This is a genomic window from Polaribacter sp. YIW18 (assembly GCF_057219325.1).
Map to the genome: position 1 here is coordinate 75,856 of NZ_JBXVVE010000008.1, position 16,899 is coordinate 92,754.

Genomic DNA, 16,899 nt, shown 5'->3' on the forward strand with positions numbered 1-16,899 from the left:
CAAACAAATTAAAAATTTAGAATTAAAATTTTATGATTCCAAAAGTATTTAGAGAGGTTATAGACCTTGGAGATGGAAGAACCATCTCATTAGAAACCGGTAAATTAGCGAAACAAGCGCACGGTTCTGTTGTTGTTCAAATGGGTAAAGCAATGTTATTATGTACTGTCGTATCTAACTACAAACAAAGTGATGTTGATTTTTTACCACTTACAGTAGATTATAGAGAAAAATTTGCTGCTGCAGGACGTTATCCTGGAGGATTCTTTAAAAGAGAAGCAAGACCAAGTGATGGCGAAGTATTAACAATGCGTTTAGTAGATCGTGTTTTACGTCCATTATTTCCAAAAGATTACCATGCAGAAACACAAGTGATGATACAATTAATGTCTCATGACGAAGATGTAATGCCAGATGCATTAGCAGGTTTAGCTGCATCTGCAGTTATTCAATTATCAGACATTCCTTTCGAAACTCCAATTTCTGAAGCACGTGTTGCAAGAGTAAATGGCGAGTTCGTTATCAACCCAAACAGAGCACAGTTAGAAGAATCTGACATTGATATGATGATTGGTGCTTCTGCAGATTCTGTGATGATGGTAGAAGGTGAAATGGATGAGATTTCTGAAGAAGAAATGGCAGACGCTATTAAATTTGCACACGAAGCTATTAAAGTACAATGTGCTGCACAAGTTCGTTTAGCAGAGGCTTTTGGTAAAAAAGAAACTCGTGAGTACGAACCAGAAAGAGAAGATGAAGATTTAGCTAAAAAAATAAATGATTTAGCGTACGATAAATGTTATGCAATTGCTAAAAAAGGGACTTCTAAAGCAGAACGTTCTGAAGCTTTTGCTGCTGTAAAAGAAGAAATTACAGCTACTTTTTCTGAAGAAGAATTGGCAGATTTTGGTGGTTTAATTGGAAAATATTTTAACAAAGCACAAAAAAATGCTGTTAGAGAATTAACTTTAGCAGAAGGTTTACGTTTAGACGGACGTAAAACTATAGATATTAGACCTATCTGGTGTGAAGTAGATTATTTACCATCTACACATGGTTCCTCTATTTTTACAAGAGGAGAAACACAAGCATTAGCAACTGTAACTTTAGGTACATCTAGAGAAGCAAACCAAATAGATATGGCTTCTTACGAAGGTGAAGAAACTTTCTATTTACACTATAACTTCCCTCCTTTTTGTACAGGTGAAGCACGTCCCTTAAGAGGAACATCTCGTAGAGAAGTAGGTCATGGTAATTTAGCACAAAGAGCCTTAAAAGGAATGATTCCTGCTGATTGCCCTTACACAGTTAGAGTTGTAAGTGAAGTTTTAGAATCTAATGGTTCATCTTCTATGGCAACAGTTTGTTCTGGTACAATGGCATTAATGGATGCTGGTGTTCAATTAAAAAAACCTGTATCGGGTATTGCTATGGGATTAATTTCTGATGGTGATCGTTATGCAGTTTTATCTGATATTTTAGGTGATGAGGATCATTTAGGAGATATGGACTTTAAAGTAACAGGAACTGAAGATGGTATTACTGCTTGTCAAATGGATATTAAAGTAAAAGGTCTTTCTTACGAAATTTTAGTAAATGCACTAAAACAAGCAAGAGATGGTCGTTTACATATTTTAGAGAAGTTAACAGACACTATTGCTGCACCAAATACAGATGTTAAAGCACATGCTCCAAAAATGATTACAAGACGTATTCCTAATGATATGATTGGTGCATTTATTGGTCCAGGTGGAAAACACATACAAGAATTACAGAAAGAAACAGGAACTACTATCGTAATTACTGAAGACGCTGTAACTGAAGAAGGTATTATAGAAATTTTAGGTACAAAACCAGAAGGAATTGAGCAGGTAATTGCTAGAATTGAATCAATGTTATTTAAACCAGAAGTGGGTAGCGTTTACGAAGTAAAAGTAATTAAAATGCTAGATTTTGGTGCTGTTGTAGAATATGTAGAGGCTCCAGGAAACGAAGTATTATTACATGTTTCTGAATTAGCTTGGGAACGAACAGACAATGTTTCTGACGTTGTTAAAATGGGCGACGTTTTAGATGTAAAATACTTTGGTATAGACCCTAGAACACGTAAAGAAAAAGTTTCTAGAAAAGCACTTTTACCAAAACCCGAAGGTTATGTTGCTAGACCCCCAAGAGATAACAACAGAGGTAGAGATAATCGCGGAAGAGACAACAGACGTGATGACAGAAAACCAAGAGAACCTAGAAAAGAAAATTAATCTTTTAATTTTTTAAATAAAAAACAAACCTGTTAAGTTTTAAAACTTAACAGGTTTTTATTTACTAGATTATTTGCTTAAAATAAGTTTGCTAATTCACTCAAAAAAGTTAGGAGAAATTAGAAATCTGGTCTTCTAATTGCTCCCATTGCTCCATTAAAGTCTCTACTTTTGCTTTTTTAGCTTTGTATTTTTCAAAGAAATTAGGTCTCGAAGAAACTTCATCATAGTTTTTTGCCAATTCTAAATCAATTTTTTCGATTTCGGTTTCTAAATCGGCTATTTCTGTTTCTATATTAGAAAGTTTGTTGTTTAGTTTTTTTAAGGCTTTTTCTTGTTCTCTGGATAATTTATGTGCTTCTTTTTTAGAAGTATCTTTGGCAACTTTTACAACGGTTTTCTTTTCTGCATCTCGTAAACTTTCCATCTTATGTTGTTCTAGGAAATAATCGATATCACCTAAATATTCTTTTATTTCTTTGTCTTTAAAACCGTAGACTGTAGTAGTTAATCCTTGTAAAAACTCTCTATCGTGAGAAACCACAATTAAAGTACCATCAAAATTATTTAAAGCTTCTTTTAAAACAGTTTTAGAGGCTATGTCTAGGTGGTTTGTAGGCTCATCCATTATTAAAACATTAAAAGGTTGTAATAATAATTTACACAATGCCAAACGATTTCTTTCTCCTCCAGAAAGTACTTTTGCTTTTTTATCTACTGCATCTCCACCAAATAAAAACGAACCTAACATGTCTCTAACACGCATTCTGTTACTATCTGTAGCAGCATCTTCCATGATTTCTAAAACCGTTTTTTCTGGTGGTAGATGTTCTGACTGATTTTGAGCAAAATACCCTATTTGTACATTATGGCCTAATTTTAAATGGCCTTCAAAAGGAATTTCACCTACCATCATTTTTGCTAAGGTAGATTTTCCTTGACCATTTTGCCCAACAAAAGCAATTTTGCTATTTCGTTCTATCAATAAATCTACACCTTCTAAAACGTGTTTATCACCATAACTTTTTGATAAATTTTCTGCCTCTACAATAATTTTACCAGGTTCTTTAGAAACTGCAAAACGTACATTCATCGCTTGGTTATCATCTTGGTCTACCTCAATCAACTCAACCTTATCTAGTTGTTTCATTAAAGATTGTGCCATAGATGCTTTACTTGCTTTTGCTTTAAATTTATCTATTAATTGTTGTTTTTGTTTTATTTCTTTTTCTTGATTTTTCTGTGCCTGTAATTGTTTTTCTTTAATTTCTCCTCTTAATAACAAAAACTCTGAGTAAGGTTTTTTGTAATCGTAAATTTGTCCTAAAGAGATTTCTATGGTTCTGTTGGTTACATTGTCTAAAAACATTTTATCGTGCGAGACTAATACAATTGCACCTGCATAAGACTTTAAAAAGTTTTCTAACCAAATTATAGATTCGATATCTAAGTGGTTTGTGGGTTCATCTAACAGTAAAACATCATTATTTTGCAATAATAATTTTGCCAATTCGATTCGCATTCTCCATCCACCAGAAAAAGTATCTGTTAGTTTATCAAAATCTTCTCTTTGAAAACCTAAACCTTGTAATATTTTTTCTGTATCTCCTTGATAATTGTATCCTCCTAAAAGTTCGTAACGTTCTGTTTTTTCTGTTAAATCGTGTATTAACTGGGTGTAACCTTCACTTTCGTAATCGGTTCTTTCTGCCAATTGCTTGTTAATTTCGTCTAATTGCAGTTCGATTTGTTTAATCTCTTCAAAAGCTTGATAGGCTTCCTCTAAAATAGTTCTGCCTTCTACAAAATCTATATCTTGTCTTAAAAACCCAATTTGCACATCTTTATCAAAAGCCATGGTACCACCACTACTTTCTATATCTTGAGATAATACTTTAAGCAATGTAGATTTTCCGGCGCCGTTTTTACCAATCAAACCAATTCTATCTCCTTTATTTAGTTTAAAGGTTATTCCTGAAAATAAATCAGTTCCCATAAATGAAACTGTTAAATTATGTACGTTTAACATGAAATGTAATGATTGTTACTTAATTAAAGGTGTAAAAAATTTACCTTTGCAAAAGTAGATAATTTTTAAGGTACAGATGTTTAAAAAAGGAACAAAAATATATAGCATAGTAAATGGCAAATGCCCGAAATGTCATGAGGGTGAATTTTTTAAATATAAATTCACATTTCATCCAACAAAAATTACACAATTGCATACACATTGCCCAAAGTGTAATTTAAAATACATGATGGAACCTTCATTTTTTTATGGAGCTATGTATGTAAATTACGGAATTACAGTAGCACTTTCTGTAGCTACTTTTATAATTTCTTCTTTATTTTTTGGTTTCTCTTTATTACAATCTTTTGCAGCAATTATTATTACACTTATTGTTTTAGCGCCTGTAAATTTGCGTTTGTCTAGAATTCTTTGGATAAATATGTTTGTTAGTTTTAAAAAATAAATCGTTTAATATCTATTTCTTTGTCTAATTCTTTACCTTGTTCTAAGTGTAAAAACAAACTCTTTGCAACTGTAGGTGCAATCATTACACCACGAGTACCCAAACCATTTAAAACGCACAATTGCTTATGTTTTGGATGCACACCAACCATAGGTCTTCTATCCTTTACACTAGGTCTTATACCTGCTGTTTGGTTCACGATCTTAAAAGGTACACTTATAACTTTTTCTAGTTTTTCTACCAATTCTTGTTTACCTTCTTCAGAGGGTTTAGAGGTTTTATCTTTCCAATTAAAAGTTGCTCCTACTTTGTAATAATGATTTCCTAAAGGAAGCACAAACAGTGTAGATTTTAATAAAAAATCAATATTTAATGCTGGTGCTTGTATGGTTAACAATTCTCCTTTGGCTTCTTTTAGTGGTAAGTAATTAAAAAAAGGATTTTTTTTAACACCAAAACCTTCTGCAAAAACAATTTTAGTTGCACTTATATCTTTGTAGTTTAGTGTTTCTTCTAAAATATCTAATTGATCATATTTAAAATGCTCGTTTATCAGACATTTGTTTTCTAACAGGTAGTTTCTATAAATTTCTACTAACTTTAAAGTATCTATTCTTCCTGTTTCTGTGACATTGCCAAAATTGTAATGGGCTAATACACCATCATAATTATTTTTATCTAATTTTTTATCTAAATATCTAGTTAATTTGGGTTTATCTAAGGCTGTAAACCAATTATTTTGGTCTTCTATAGATTTAAATACTTTTTTTGTAATAAATTTTTGATCAAATTTTTTGTTAAATTTTTTTTCTAATGCATCATAAAATGGAAGTGCTACTGCTAATTGTTCTGTAGCGTTCCAAACAGGGGTAAATCTTTTTAAAATTACAGGATTATAAACCCCTCCAGCCACTAAAGAAGAGGTTTGAGAGTTGTCCTCGAAAACCATAAAAGTTTTTTGAGCGTTGATCAATTCTTCTACAAAAGCTAAACCTGCCAAGCCTAAACCTACAATTATATAATCTACTTTCATGCTACAAAAATAGGAAGTTTTTTATTTGATTTTTTCAACGTGTTTATAAAAATAGATACCCATAAAAAAACGTTTGCTTTCGCAAACGTTTTTTTATAAAATATAGGTGAGATTTTAATAATTCCACATGTCCATTTCTCTATTTCTAATATCTTCTTTTATTTTGTTTGCTTCTAGCAACTGGAATAAAGAATTCCCTCTAACATAGTCTTCTATAGCTCTGTTGCCGTAGATGTTTTCTTCTCTAACAATGACTGAGTTAAATCTTCTTGCATTTAACATGTGATCAAATGATATTGGATACGAAGTATTTTTGGGGTTGAATACTTTTGCATCATGCAAAACTTCTCTTGCATCTGGAAAAAATATCCAAAATAATTCATACAACTCTTCGTCTTCAATTTCTTGAACTCCTAAAGTTTGTACATCTTTACTCATTGGAGCTATTGCTAGCAGTCTGTATTTTAATTCTCCTAGGCGCTTATCAAAATACCACATTCCTTTTATCATATAACCAGCAACATCTTGCGTTTGAATTTTAAAAGTATCTGTATATCCATTTTCTTCTCTAATATTTACCAAACGTTGGTCTATTTCGCTTTGTGTAATTTTAGAGGTAAAATAAGAATCTGTATATGCTTCTTTAATTTTACCTTGTTTGATTCCTTTAATTAAGGTATCAAACAAAGACCTTCTATCTGAAGATATATTTGTAGTATCTATAGGGAAATAGTAAGGTAAATTAATTTTTTGATTCAAATCGATAAATTCCCAAACTACTTTAGACCATAATACATCTCTATCATGTACATAACCATAAGGTATTGGACCATCGTTATCAGCTGCTAATTGTTGCTTGCTTTTAACACCAATTTGATCTACAGATTTTGCATTTAATAAGTTTGTTTGCGCATTTACCAATCCTGCAGTAAAAAGAGCAATACATATATATGCACAATTTTTTATCATAATTATGTTTTTGTTTTTCTAGTTTGTAATCTCTATACTTACAGGTATAACTTTTTTAAGTTGATATGAAGAGTTTCCAATGATTGATGCTTGTATATCAAAAATGGTTACAACATCTCCTCTTCTTGCCTTAGCTAATACTTTTTTTGCTTGTGCATTAAACTTTGTACCATTTACTAGTACAGTTACTTGACCAGGAACTTTAACCTTAAAGCTTTTAACTTGTAATTTTAAATCGAAAACAAAATCTGGCAATCCTGCACCAATTGGTGTGTTTGCTAAACTACTTTTTGGCATTCTTACAACACCAAACTGCCCTCTTGCACTACCCATTGCAGCAGGTATATCTTTAATTCTAAAGGTTGCTTTAGAATTTACAGTTTTACCACTAGTAAGTTTAGCACTTACGTTTATTACAGCTGTATTTCCAGAGCCTGCACTTAGATTATAGTTACTACCAGAACCTGATAATCTACCACCTGTGGCAGAAACATTTAAATTATTACCACTTACACCTGGCAAAGATACAGATATCGGGTTTTGTACACCTCTATAAACCACATTCATTTTATCTGCAGATACTACTGCAGAACTTGGCTCTGCTATTACAGAATATTTACTTTCAAATGGTACTGGAACTTCCTCTCCATTTTCTCTGAAGTAAATTGTACCTTTTATTGTTTTCTCACCAACATTACCTGCTGGCATGTTTAAAATTACTTGTCCGTTTTGTACAGCATCTGTTGCGTCTTTGCCATTTAAAATAACTTTATCTGGCACTAAAGATGCATCGTATCTACCTAAAACAACTTCTCCTGTAATCTTTTCTCCTGCAAAATATGCACTTTTATTTAGACGTACAATACCCGTATAATTGTTTAATGATAGAGCTTCTTCTAACTTACCTCCTAAAAGGTCTGTAACAATATCAGATTCTGTATTTCTGATATCTGCCTGCATTTGTGTAAAGCTTGTTAATGAGGCTATCATTGGAAAACCTTCATATCTAGCTTTTAAAAATGGAACTTCTTTTTCTGTTTCAGAATCTATTACTGGATTTGTAGAAAATCTTTTATTTAAAACATTTACAAATTTACTATCACTCCCAATGACTTCTATTACATTTGTTCTGTAAGTATTTATTCTATCTAAAAATTCTTGACCTTCTGCAGTGTAGGAATCTCCTTTAAAGAAATATGTATCTAACCAATCGGTTTTGTCCATTGCTTCATAATCATATTTATCTTCAATTTCAGTCAACATTTTAGACTTTATTACAGCTAAATAATCATAAAAATCATTTGAATAGGTTTTAATTTTATCTGCTTGAACTTTTAACGGTCCAAATTTTTCTTTCTGTTCTGATGCTTTCAAATCTAAATTTGCATAAGCTTCTTTATTTTTCTTGATTGTAGAAATATTATTCTCTACCAATTTTTCGTTCATAAAACCAAAAGCTGATAAAACCTCTTTACTCATATTCATTGCTAACATTGCAATAAACACGAGGTACATTAAGTTAATCATCTTTTGTCTTGCGGACATTTTTCCTCCTGCCATTCTAATTAGTTTTTAAGTTGTTATACATTTGTTTTAACTAATTATTATTTTGTAGACATTGCAGAAAGCATACCACCATAAACTCCATTTAAAGAAGACATGTTTTGTGCCAAAGCATCCATTTGTTCTTTTAATTTTTCTGTATTTTCTACAACAGCTGTATTTAAGTCTGCTTGTTTGCTTGTATTTTCTACTTGTACTTTATACAAGTTATTTAAAGACTCCATTTGTAAGGCAGCTTTAGACATTTCTTCATTGTATTTATTTGTAGATGCCACAGATTCTGATGCTGCAGATAAACCTTCAACTGCATTTTGAAAATTCTTCATACTAGCGCCTAGACTTTCCATTAAACTTGAATCAATTTTAGCCTCTTGTAACAAGTTGTCTAATTTTTGAGACAACATACCATCTGCTCCTAATTTCGTCGTTTCTTTTTCTGACGATAGAGTTCCATCTGCCAATTCTGGATAAACTTTAGACCAATCTAAGTCTTCTTCTGGTGGGTCAAAAGCAGATATTGCAAATACTAAAGCTTCTGTTACCAATCCAAGAGTTAACATTACACCTCCTGTTAAAAACCCAAATGATATGTGTTGAATTTTAAATAGGGCTCCAATAATTACTACTGCTGCTCCCATTCCGTAAACGAAATTCATTATTTTTTTGTATGATTTTGATTGTGCCATGATTTTTTTTAATTTATTTTTAGGGTATTTTTATTATTTTTTAGTTGTTCCTATGTAATCTTGTACGGTTCTAAAACCGATATAACTTCTTGCTGTATCAACATATTCATAATCTCTAGAACTTACTTCTAAAAAATAGGCTACATCTTTCCAAGAACCTCCCCGTACAATTTTTCTTTTATTTTTTCTATCTTCTAAATTTGGGTTCATAGTTGAGGCCATATAGTAAGAAGACAAGTTGTAAGCTGTATTTGTCCATTCAGAAACATTACCAGCCATATTGTATAAGCCATAATCGTTTGCGTTAAAAGATTTTGCTTCCATGGTATATAAAGCACCATCTACTGCATAATTACCTCTTACTGGTTTAAAGTTTGCTAAAAAACAACCTCTATCACTTGTTGTACTTCCTGTACCCCAAGGATAGGTTGCAAATTCTAAACCTCCTCTTGCAGCATATTCCCATTCAGCTTCTGTAGGCAATCTAAAATCTGGAACTTGTGTTACGTTTTTTTTACCTCTTAAATAATCGTTTTTCTTTTTTGTTCTCCAGTTACAAAAAGCGTTTGCTTGATTCCAAGTAACACCCACCACAGGATAATCTCCATATGATTGATGATGAAAATAATCTTGGTGCATTGGGTCATTGTAAGAATAATTAAAATCTTTAACCCAAGCTGTGGTGTCTGGGTAAATATAAAAAGTTGTATCTTTTATATACTCTCTTCTATTCCCTCCTTTTCTTGCAGCATTGTCTCTATCAAACCAAGAATATCTGTATTTTAAAAATTTTGTATTAAATGTTCTAATACCATCTACTGCTTCTTCTCTAGAAATGTATAAAGAGTCCATGACTTCTACATAATCTATGTCTGGATAATCTTCTTTTTTCCAAACCAATTCTGTTTCCCAATTCAAGGGTTTAATAGAATCGAAACTCCAATAATTTTCGTACATATATTTTTGGTATGGTGAGGCATCTGTAGTATCTACTGTTGCAAAAGCATAATCGTGTATACCCCCAGAAAGTGGTGTGTCATCTGGACTTGGGTTTGCACCCATTGCAGCAAATTCTGCTTGGTACGCTAATTTTGTTCTCACAATAGAATCTCTAACCCAATGCACAAATTCTTTGTACTCACTATTGGTAATTTCTGTTTCGTCCATGTAATAAGGTCTTACAGTAACTGTTTTTGTTGGTGCATTCATGGTACCAATAATATCTTGATCTTGCTTACCCATAGTAAAAGAACCACCAGGAATTAAAGTCATACCATATGGTTTTTCTGAAAACCATTTTTTCTTGACTTTTACACCTACCAATTCTCCCCTATCATTAGAGCCACAACTGTAAAATACTATTATTAAAAGTGCAAATAATGCTGCTTTCTTCATATTCTGATATATCTTTACTAAAAAGTTCGTAAACCTATTATTTTTTTTTTTAAAAAACAATGTTGAATTCGCATTTAACGTATCGGATTTTATTTTTTAATCAATTACACCATTTTTTTCATTGCTTTATACCATTTCTCTGGTATAACCTGCTTTGTTGCTTCTGTGTAATCTTTATATGTACATGGTACTAACGCATGTCTTTTGTATTTATTATTTGATAAAATATTTATTTCTATCCACCATCTGCCAGATTTATTGCTTTTATAAAACGTAAGCGGATCGTCATCTTCTAACAAGACGGTAAATTTTTGATAATTTTCTTTACCAGAAAACGGATAATCTTTTACTCTAAAATTAACTCCTTCTATAAAATACCATATCATTTGCGCTATTAAATGGGCTGTTTGATGATTTTTATCCTGTTTAGAGTTATACTCGTAAATTCCAAAAGACGAAACTTTATCACTTATACCTGCATATCTTGCAATTGCACAAATTTCTTCACCAAAAAAACCATTTGGAGAAGCGTTATTATTTGCTGGTGCTTCACTTTGACGAATTGCACCAATGTCTATAGAAACAATATCTGAATTTCTAAAAGCGGGCTCTACACTTTCTAATTCTTTTGAATTTCCTAACCTGTAGGCATCAAAAAATAAATTATCTAAAAGATTTATTTCTTCTTGCGAGTTAAAATATGTTTGATACCCAACATTGCAATAATTAAACAAATTACTGGGTTCTTGCATGATGATTTTGCTAAGGTAAGATTGTGAGGTTAATTCGTCTTCTAAATTACCCAAATCGAATCTACTATCTACAGTAGTTATATTTACGGTTTGCTCTAAACTATCATAAGCTCTATAATTTACATATGTGATATCTTGTCCACCACCTATAATTACGGGGATTACATTTTGTTTTAAAAGCGTAGTAACTATTTCTTTTACAGCAAAATAAGTATCTGAAACTGTGTTTCCTTTTTTTACATTGCCCAAATCTGCAATGGCTGTATGCCAATTACCAGGAAATAATTGATATAGTTTTTTTCTAATGAAGTGTAAGTCTTCTCCACATCCAAAATTATCTTGAGAATTTCTATCTTCTTGGACACCGAATATTGCAATTTCTACATTTCCTAAATCTGGCAAACCACCTTCTTCTGTATGAAAACGTATAAAATTACCCAAAGATTTGTCTTGCTGTGATGCTAAATGCGCCACAACAGAATCTTTTATGGGGGATAAAAAGTCTGCGTTCATATAATATTATAAAACAACTGCAATATAAGAAATCCTTATTTCTTTTTAGTGGTTTTTTTTGTTGATGTTTTTCTTTTTGTTGCTTTTTTCTTTGGTGTTTTTGCTTCAATCATTTTAACAGCTTCGTCTTTCGTAAGTTTTTCTATCGCTGTAGTTTTAGGTAATTCTATTTTAATTTTACCTTTTAACACATTAAAACGACCCCATCTTGCTTTTTCTACACGAATATCAACATCTTCCCAATGATGAATTACTTTGTCGATTTCTTTTTGCTTTTTGGTTTCTATCAACTCTTCAATATCAGCTTCTGTAAGATTATCAAAATCGTATTTTTTATTTACGTTGATAAACATACCATTCCATTTTAAAAAAGGCCCAAAACGTCCAACTCCTTTTTGTACAGGCAAATCTTCGTAATGCGCTATGGGTGCATCTGCTTTTTGTTTTGCAACAATTAACTCTTGAGCTCTAGGCAAATCTACTTCCATAGGGTTTTCTCCTTTATCTAGAGAAACAAACATTTTTCCAAATCGAATGTAAGGTCCAAAGCGTCCATTAGAAACAATTACTTCTTCTCCTTCATAAATTCCTAAACTTTTTGGTAATAAAAATAATTCTAAAGCTTCTTCTAGAGTTATAGTGCCAAGATTTTGATCTTTATTTAAACTTGCAAATTGTTTTTCGTCGTCTTCTGGTGCCCCAATTTGTGCAATTGGGCCAAATTTACCTAAACGTACTAAAACTGTTTTACCCGATTTTGGATGTTCGCCTAAAATACGCTCTCCACTTTCTCTATCAGCATTTTCTTTCACATCTTCTACATTGTCGTGAAATTTGGTATAAAAATCTTTAATCATTTCTGTCCAGTTTTCATCACCTTCAGAAATATCATCAAAAGAATTTTCTACTTTGGCTGTAAAACCAAAATCTAAAATATTAGAAAAATTAGCTACTAAAAAATCGTTTACAATGTTACCTATATCTGTTGGTACCAACTTATTTTTGTCTGAACCTGTTTTTTCTGTTAACGTTTGCGTTTTAACATTGGCATCTTTTAAAATAATTTGTTGATATTCTCTTTCAATACCTTCATTTTGCCCTTTTTCTATATAACCTCTTCTTTGTACGGTAGAAATTGTTGGTGCATAAGTAGATGGACGACCAATACCTAATTCTTCTAATTGCTTTACCAAAGATGCTTCTGTAAATCGATACGGTGGACTTGTAAAACGCTGTGTTGCATTTATAAAAGTATAATTTAATTGATCTTTTACTTTTAGGTTTGGTAGCATACCTGATTGTTCTTCTCCATCTTCGTCGTCATTTCCTTCTAAATAGACTTTTAAGAAACCATCAAATTTTATCATTTCTCCATTCGCAGTAAAAAGCTTACTATTTTCTGAGTTTTCTATTTTTACATTAGTACGCTCTAATTGTGCATCACTCATTTGAGAAGCCAGAGTTCTTTTCCAAATTAAATCGTACAATCTATTTTGGTCATACTCTGTATCTATTGCATGCATTTTCATGTTGGTTGGTCTAATTGCTTCATGGGCTTCTTGTGCACCTTTTGCTTTCGACTTAAAAACACGTTGTTTGCTGTATTCTTTTCCGTAATAATTGGTGATTTCTTCTTCTGCTTCGTTTCTAGCATCTACAGATAAGTTTACACTATCTGTTCTCATATAAGTTATTAAACCAGCTTCGTACAAACGTTGTGCAACTTGCATGGTTTTTCCAACAGGAAAACCTAATTTACGCGACGCCTCTTGTTGTAAAGTAGATGTTGTAAAAGGTGCTGCTGGCGATTTTTTGGCAGGTTTTTTTGTTAAATCTGCAATAGAAAAATCAGCATTTGCACAAGATTTTAAAAAATCTTCTGCTGCTTTTTTAGAGTCGAAATTTTTTGGAATGGTGGCTTTAAACGATTTGCCTTCTTTATTTGAAAACTCTGCAACTACCTTATAATGTGTTTCTGGTTTAAATTCTTGTATGCTACGTTCTCTTTCTACAATTAAACGCACTGCTACAGATTGTACTCTACCTGCAGACAAGCCTCCTTTTACCTTTCTCCATAAAACTGGCGATAACTCGTACCCAACAAGCCTATCTAAAACTCTACGTGCTTGTTGTGCGTTTACCATATTGTAGTCTATATCTCTAGGATTTTCGACTGCTTTTAAGATGGCTTTTTTGGTAATTTCATGAAAAACAATGCGTTTTGTATTGACATCTTTTAATTTTAATTGCTCTTTTAAATGCCACGCAATTGCTTCTCCCTCTCTATCTTCATCACTTGCTAACCATACAATATCTGCTTTGTTTGCTAACGTTCTTAACTTTTTAACAACGGGTTTTTTATCTTCAGAAACTATATATTTAGGACTAAAATCACCATCTACATCTATACCCAATTCTTTAGAAGGTAAATCTGCAATATGCCCATAACTAGATTCTACTTGAAAATCTTTTCCAAGAAATTTCTCGATGGTTTTTGCTTTTGCTGGTGACTCTACAATTACTAAATTCTTTGCCATGTATATTTTTTTGTCGTAATTCTGGCAGTGTAAACTGCGTGTTTTTGAACTGCAAAAGTATGCAGTTTTTTTTTATTAATTTTTTATTAGTTAATTTTTACAAGAATTTTAAGACAAAAATTACTGTACAACTATCTTTTGTTTCATCTCTGTTGACGAATTTCCGCCCACAAAAAGTAAAAATTCTCCGGGTTCTACTTCCCATTTTCTATTGATAGTATAGAATTGTAGCACTTCTTTATCGATTGTAAAATGAACTGTTTTAGTTTCTCCTGCTTTTAATTTTATTTTTTGAAAACCTTTTAATTCTTTTACAGGCCTAATAACACTCGCTACTAAATCTCTTATGTAAAGCTGAACAACTTCTTCTCCAACCACTTTTCCTGTATTTTTTACATCAACATAAAGTATGATTGTACCATCTGCAGTGATCGTTTCTTTGTCTACTTTTAAATTATTATAAGAAAAAGTAGTGTAACTTAATCCATAACCAAAAGGATACAAAGGTGTTTTTTTAGAATCTGTATAGCCTGAATACGTTACGTCCCTATCGTTATAAGGTCTTCCTGTATTTTTTTGATTGTAATAAAAAGGCTCTTGCCCAACATTTCTTGGAAAAGATACTGGCAATTTTCCTGACGGATTATAATCGCCAAACAAAACATCTGCAATAGCATTACCAGACTCTGAGCCTAAATGCCAAGTAACTAAAATTGAAGAAAGAATTTTATTAGCTTCAGAAATATCCATAGGTCTACCATTAGCCAGTACTAAAACGATATTTTTATTTGCTTTATAAACTGCTTGTAATAACTCTTTTTGCAAACCAGCAAAACCAATATTAGTGGCACTTCTACCTTCTCCTGACTGATAAGCATCTTCACCAATCACCAAAAAAACAATTTCTACTTTTTTTGCAATGGCAACTGCTTTGTCAATTCCTGTTTTATTTTCTGTATTAATTTTAAGTGGAATCATAAATTGATTTTGACCAGGTTTTACAGTAGGTATGGTTAAGTCGATTCCTTTTTCGTAATAAACTTTTGTATTTTTACTCACTTTTGCTTTTACTCCTTCTAATAATGATACAGCAGAATTGTAACCCCCTTTTCCACGCCAATTACCTATAGGATTATCTTTATCATCTGCAAAAGGGCCAATTACTGCAATACTTTTTACGCTTTTAGAAACAGGTAAAAGATTGTTGTCATTTTTTAATAATACTATCGATTTTTTTGCAGCTTCTCTAGCAACTGTTAAATGCTCTTTTGTATAAATATTGTTTTTTTCTCTTTCTTTATCAATATATTTAAAAGGATCATCAAACAAACCTAATTGAAATTTTAATCGTAAAATTCTTTTTACTGCATCATTTATATAATTTAAATAACTCTTATTTTCTGAAACTAATTCTTCCAAATAACCTTCGTAAGAATAAGATTCCATATCCATATCAGAACCTGCTTTTAAGGCAATTTCTGCAGCATGTTTTTTATTGGCTGCAAAACCATGAATTACCATTTCGCCAATAGAACCCCAATCTGAAACTACAAAACCATTCCAATTCCAATCTCCTTTTAAAATATCTCTTTGTAAAATTTTATGCCCAGTTGCAGGTATGCCATCAATATCATTAAAAGCGTTCATAAAAGTAGCAACACCTGCTTTTGCCGCTGCTTTAAAGGGTGGCAAAATTGAATTGTGTAGTTCAAATTCTCCAACAGTTATTGTATTATATTCTCTACCTGCTTCTGCAAAACCATAACCTGCAAAGTGTTTTGCACAGGCTGCAATTGTATTTGTATCTGATAAATCATCACCTTGAAAACCATTTATTCTTGCTACACCAACTACAGCATTTAAATAAGGGTCTTCTCCTCCACTTTCCATAACTCTACCCCATCTTGCATCTCTAGAAACATCTATCATTGGCGCAAATGTCCAATTTAAACCAACTGCTGCAGCTTCTTTTGCAGAAATTGATGCAGATTTTTTTATCAACTCTAAATCCCAACTAGCTGTTTCTGCTAAGGGAATGGGAAAAATTGTTTTTAACCCATGTATCACATCATAAGCAAAAATTAAAGGGATTTTTAAACGCGATTGCATTGCTAATTCTTGTGCTTCTCTAACTTCTTCAACAGAAACTACATTTAGTACAGAACCAACCAATCCTTTTTTTATTTTTTCGGCTTTCGTCTTATTACTTCTAGATGATGATGGCCCTGTCAAATCTCCTCCAGCAGCATATTGTACCATTTGTCCAATTTTTTCTTGCAGCGTCATTAATTTTAAAACAGAATCTACTTTTTGTTCTATACGATTATCTAAACTAGAATTTACCATCATTTTATCTGATTCTTTACAATTAAAAAAAGTAATTATTACGAGTAATGTTGTTAAAAGTATTGATTTTATGTTTGCCATTTTAAATTAAATTATTAGTAAAAATTCTAGAAAACTAAAAACAATAATTACTTTTAAGAATAAGAATTTTTATCTACAAGAAAGCAAAAATACAATTCTTATGAACAAATATTTTCATCAAATTTAATATTATCAAATAAATGACTGCCGAAAAAAGAATGAATACATAAAAAATTTTATTTCACTTTATTTTAAAAAGGAGTTTTTGTTTTCTGCCAATATGTCATTAAATTTCTTTTTTGGTTGTATATTTGCAATTCATTTTTTAGATATGAAAACAGTTGAAAAGGTA

At 31.7% G+C, this 16,899-nt stretch carries 11 protein-coding genes; 2 read left to right on the forward strand and 9 right to left on the reverse strand.

The window, feature by feature from the left end:
- Positions 1–32: 32 nt before the first annotated feature.
- Complete coding sequence (locus AC2D6T_RS09590; protein ID WP_484681331.1) at positions 33–2,258, forward strand: polyribonucleotide nucleotidyltransferase; 2,226 nt, start codon at positions 33–35, stop codon at positions 2,256–2,258.
- 109 nt (positions 2,259–2,367) lie between these two features.
- Here the strand turns inward: AC2D6T_RS09590 and AC2D6T_RS09595 are convergent, their stop codons facing one another.
- Positions 2,368–4,287 carry an ABC-F family ATP-binding cassette domain-containing protein gene (locus AC2D6T_RS09595; RefSeq protein ID WP_484681332.1) on the reverse strand — a complete coding sequence of 640 codons (1,920 nt, stop codon included), beginning with the start codon at positions 4,285–4,287 and terminating at the stop codon, positions 2,368–2,370.
- A gap of 76 nt (positions 4,288–4,363) precedes the next feature.
- On the opposite strand from AC2D6T_RS09595, the gene AC2D6T_RS09600 reads away from it, so the two are divergent.
- Complete coding sequence (locus AC2D6T_RS09600) at positions 4,364–4,732, forward strand: DUF983 domain-containing protein (protein ID WP_298947555.1); 369 nt, start codon at positions 4,364–4,366, stop codon at positions 4,730–4,732.
- Here AC2D6T_RS09600 and AC2D6T_RS09605 read toward each other — a convergent pair.
- The 8 genes from AC2D6T_RS09605 to bglX all read right to left on the reverse strand — a co-directional run bounded on the left by AC2D6T_RS09605 (position 4,722) and on the right by bglX (position 16,607).
- Positions 4,722–5,765: an NAD(P)/FAD-dependent oxidoreductase gene (locus AC2D6T_RS09605; RefSeq protein ID WP_484681333.1), complete on the reverse strand. Its 1,044-nt coding sequence runs from the start codon at positions 5,763–5,765 to the stop codon at positions 4,722–4,724. The genes AC2D6T_RS09600 and AC2D6T_RS09605 overlap by 11 nt on opposite strands.
- Before the next feature lie 114 nt (positions 5,766–5,879).
- A complete protein-coding gene (porN, locus tag AC2D6T_RS09610) occupies positions 5,880–6,734 on the reverse strand; it encodes a type IX secretion system ring subunit PorN/GldN (RefSeq protein ID WP_484681334.1) in 855 nt (284 codons plus the stop codon).
- Between the two features lie 18 nt (positions 6,735–6,752).
- On the reverse strand, positions 6,753–8,294 hold the full coding sequence (gene porM, locus AC2D6T_RS09615; protein WP_484681335.1) for a type IX secretion system motor protein PorM/GldM: 1,542 nt from the start codon (positions 8,292–8,294) through the stop codon (positions 6,753–6,755).
- Between the two features lie 44 nt (positions 8,295–8,338).
- On the reverse strand, positions 8,339–8,983 hold the full coding sequence (gene porL, locus AC2D6T_RS09620; RefSeq protein WP_484681336.1) for a type IX secretion system motor protein PorL/GldL: 645 nt from the start codon (positions 8,981–8,983) through the stop codon (positions 8,339–8,341).
- A gap of 33 nt (positions 8,984–9,016) precedes the next feature.
- Positions 9,017–10,378 carry a T9SS ring complex lipoprotein PorK/GldK gene (gene porK, locus AC2D6T_RS09625; protein WP_438989139.1) on the reverse strand — a complete coding sequence of 454 codons (1,362 nt, stop codon included), beginning with the start codon at positions 10,376–10,378 and terminating at the stop codon, positions 9,017–9,019.
- A gap of 104 nt (positions 10,379–10,482) precedes the next feature.
- Positions 10,483–11,643, reverse strand: coding sequence for a formimidoylglutamase (locus tag AC2D6T_RS09630; RefSeq protein WP_484681337.1), 1,161 nt, complete (start codon positions 11,641–11,643; stop codon positions 10,483–10,485).
- Between the two features lie 35 nt (positions 11,644–11,678).
- On the reverse strand, positions 11,679–14,180 hold the full coding sequence (gene topA / locus AC2D6T_RS09635; RefSeq protein ID WP_484681338.1) for a type I DNA topoisomerase: 2,502 nt from the start codon (positions 14,178–14,180) through the stop codon (positions 11,679–11,681).
- A 120-nt stretch (positions 14,181–14,300) separates the two neighbouring features.
- A complete protein-coding gene (gene bglX, locus AC2D6T_RS09640) occupies positions 14,301–16,607 on the reverse strand; it encodes a beta-glucosidase BglX (protein ID WP_484681339.1) in 2,307 nt (768 codons plus the stop codon).
- Between the last annotated feature and the right edge of the window lie 292 nt (positions 16,608–16,899).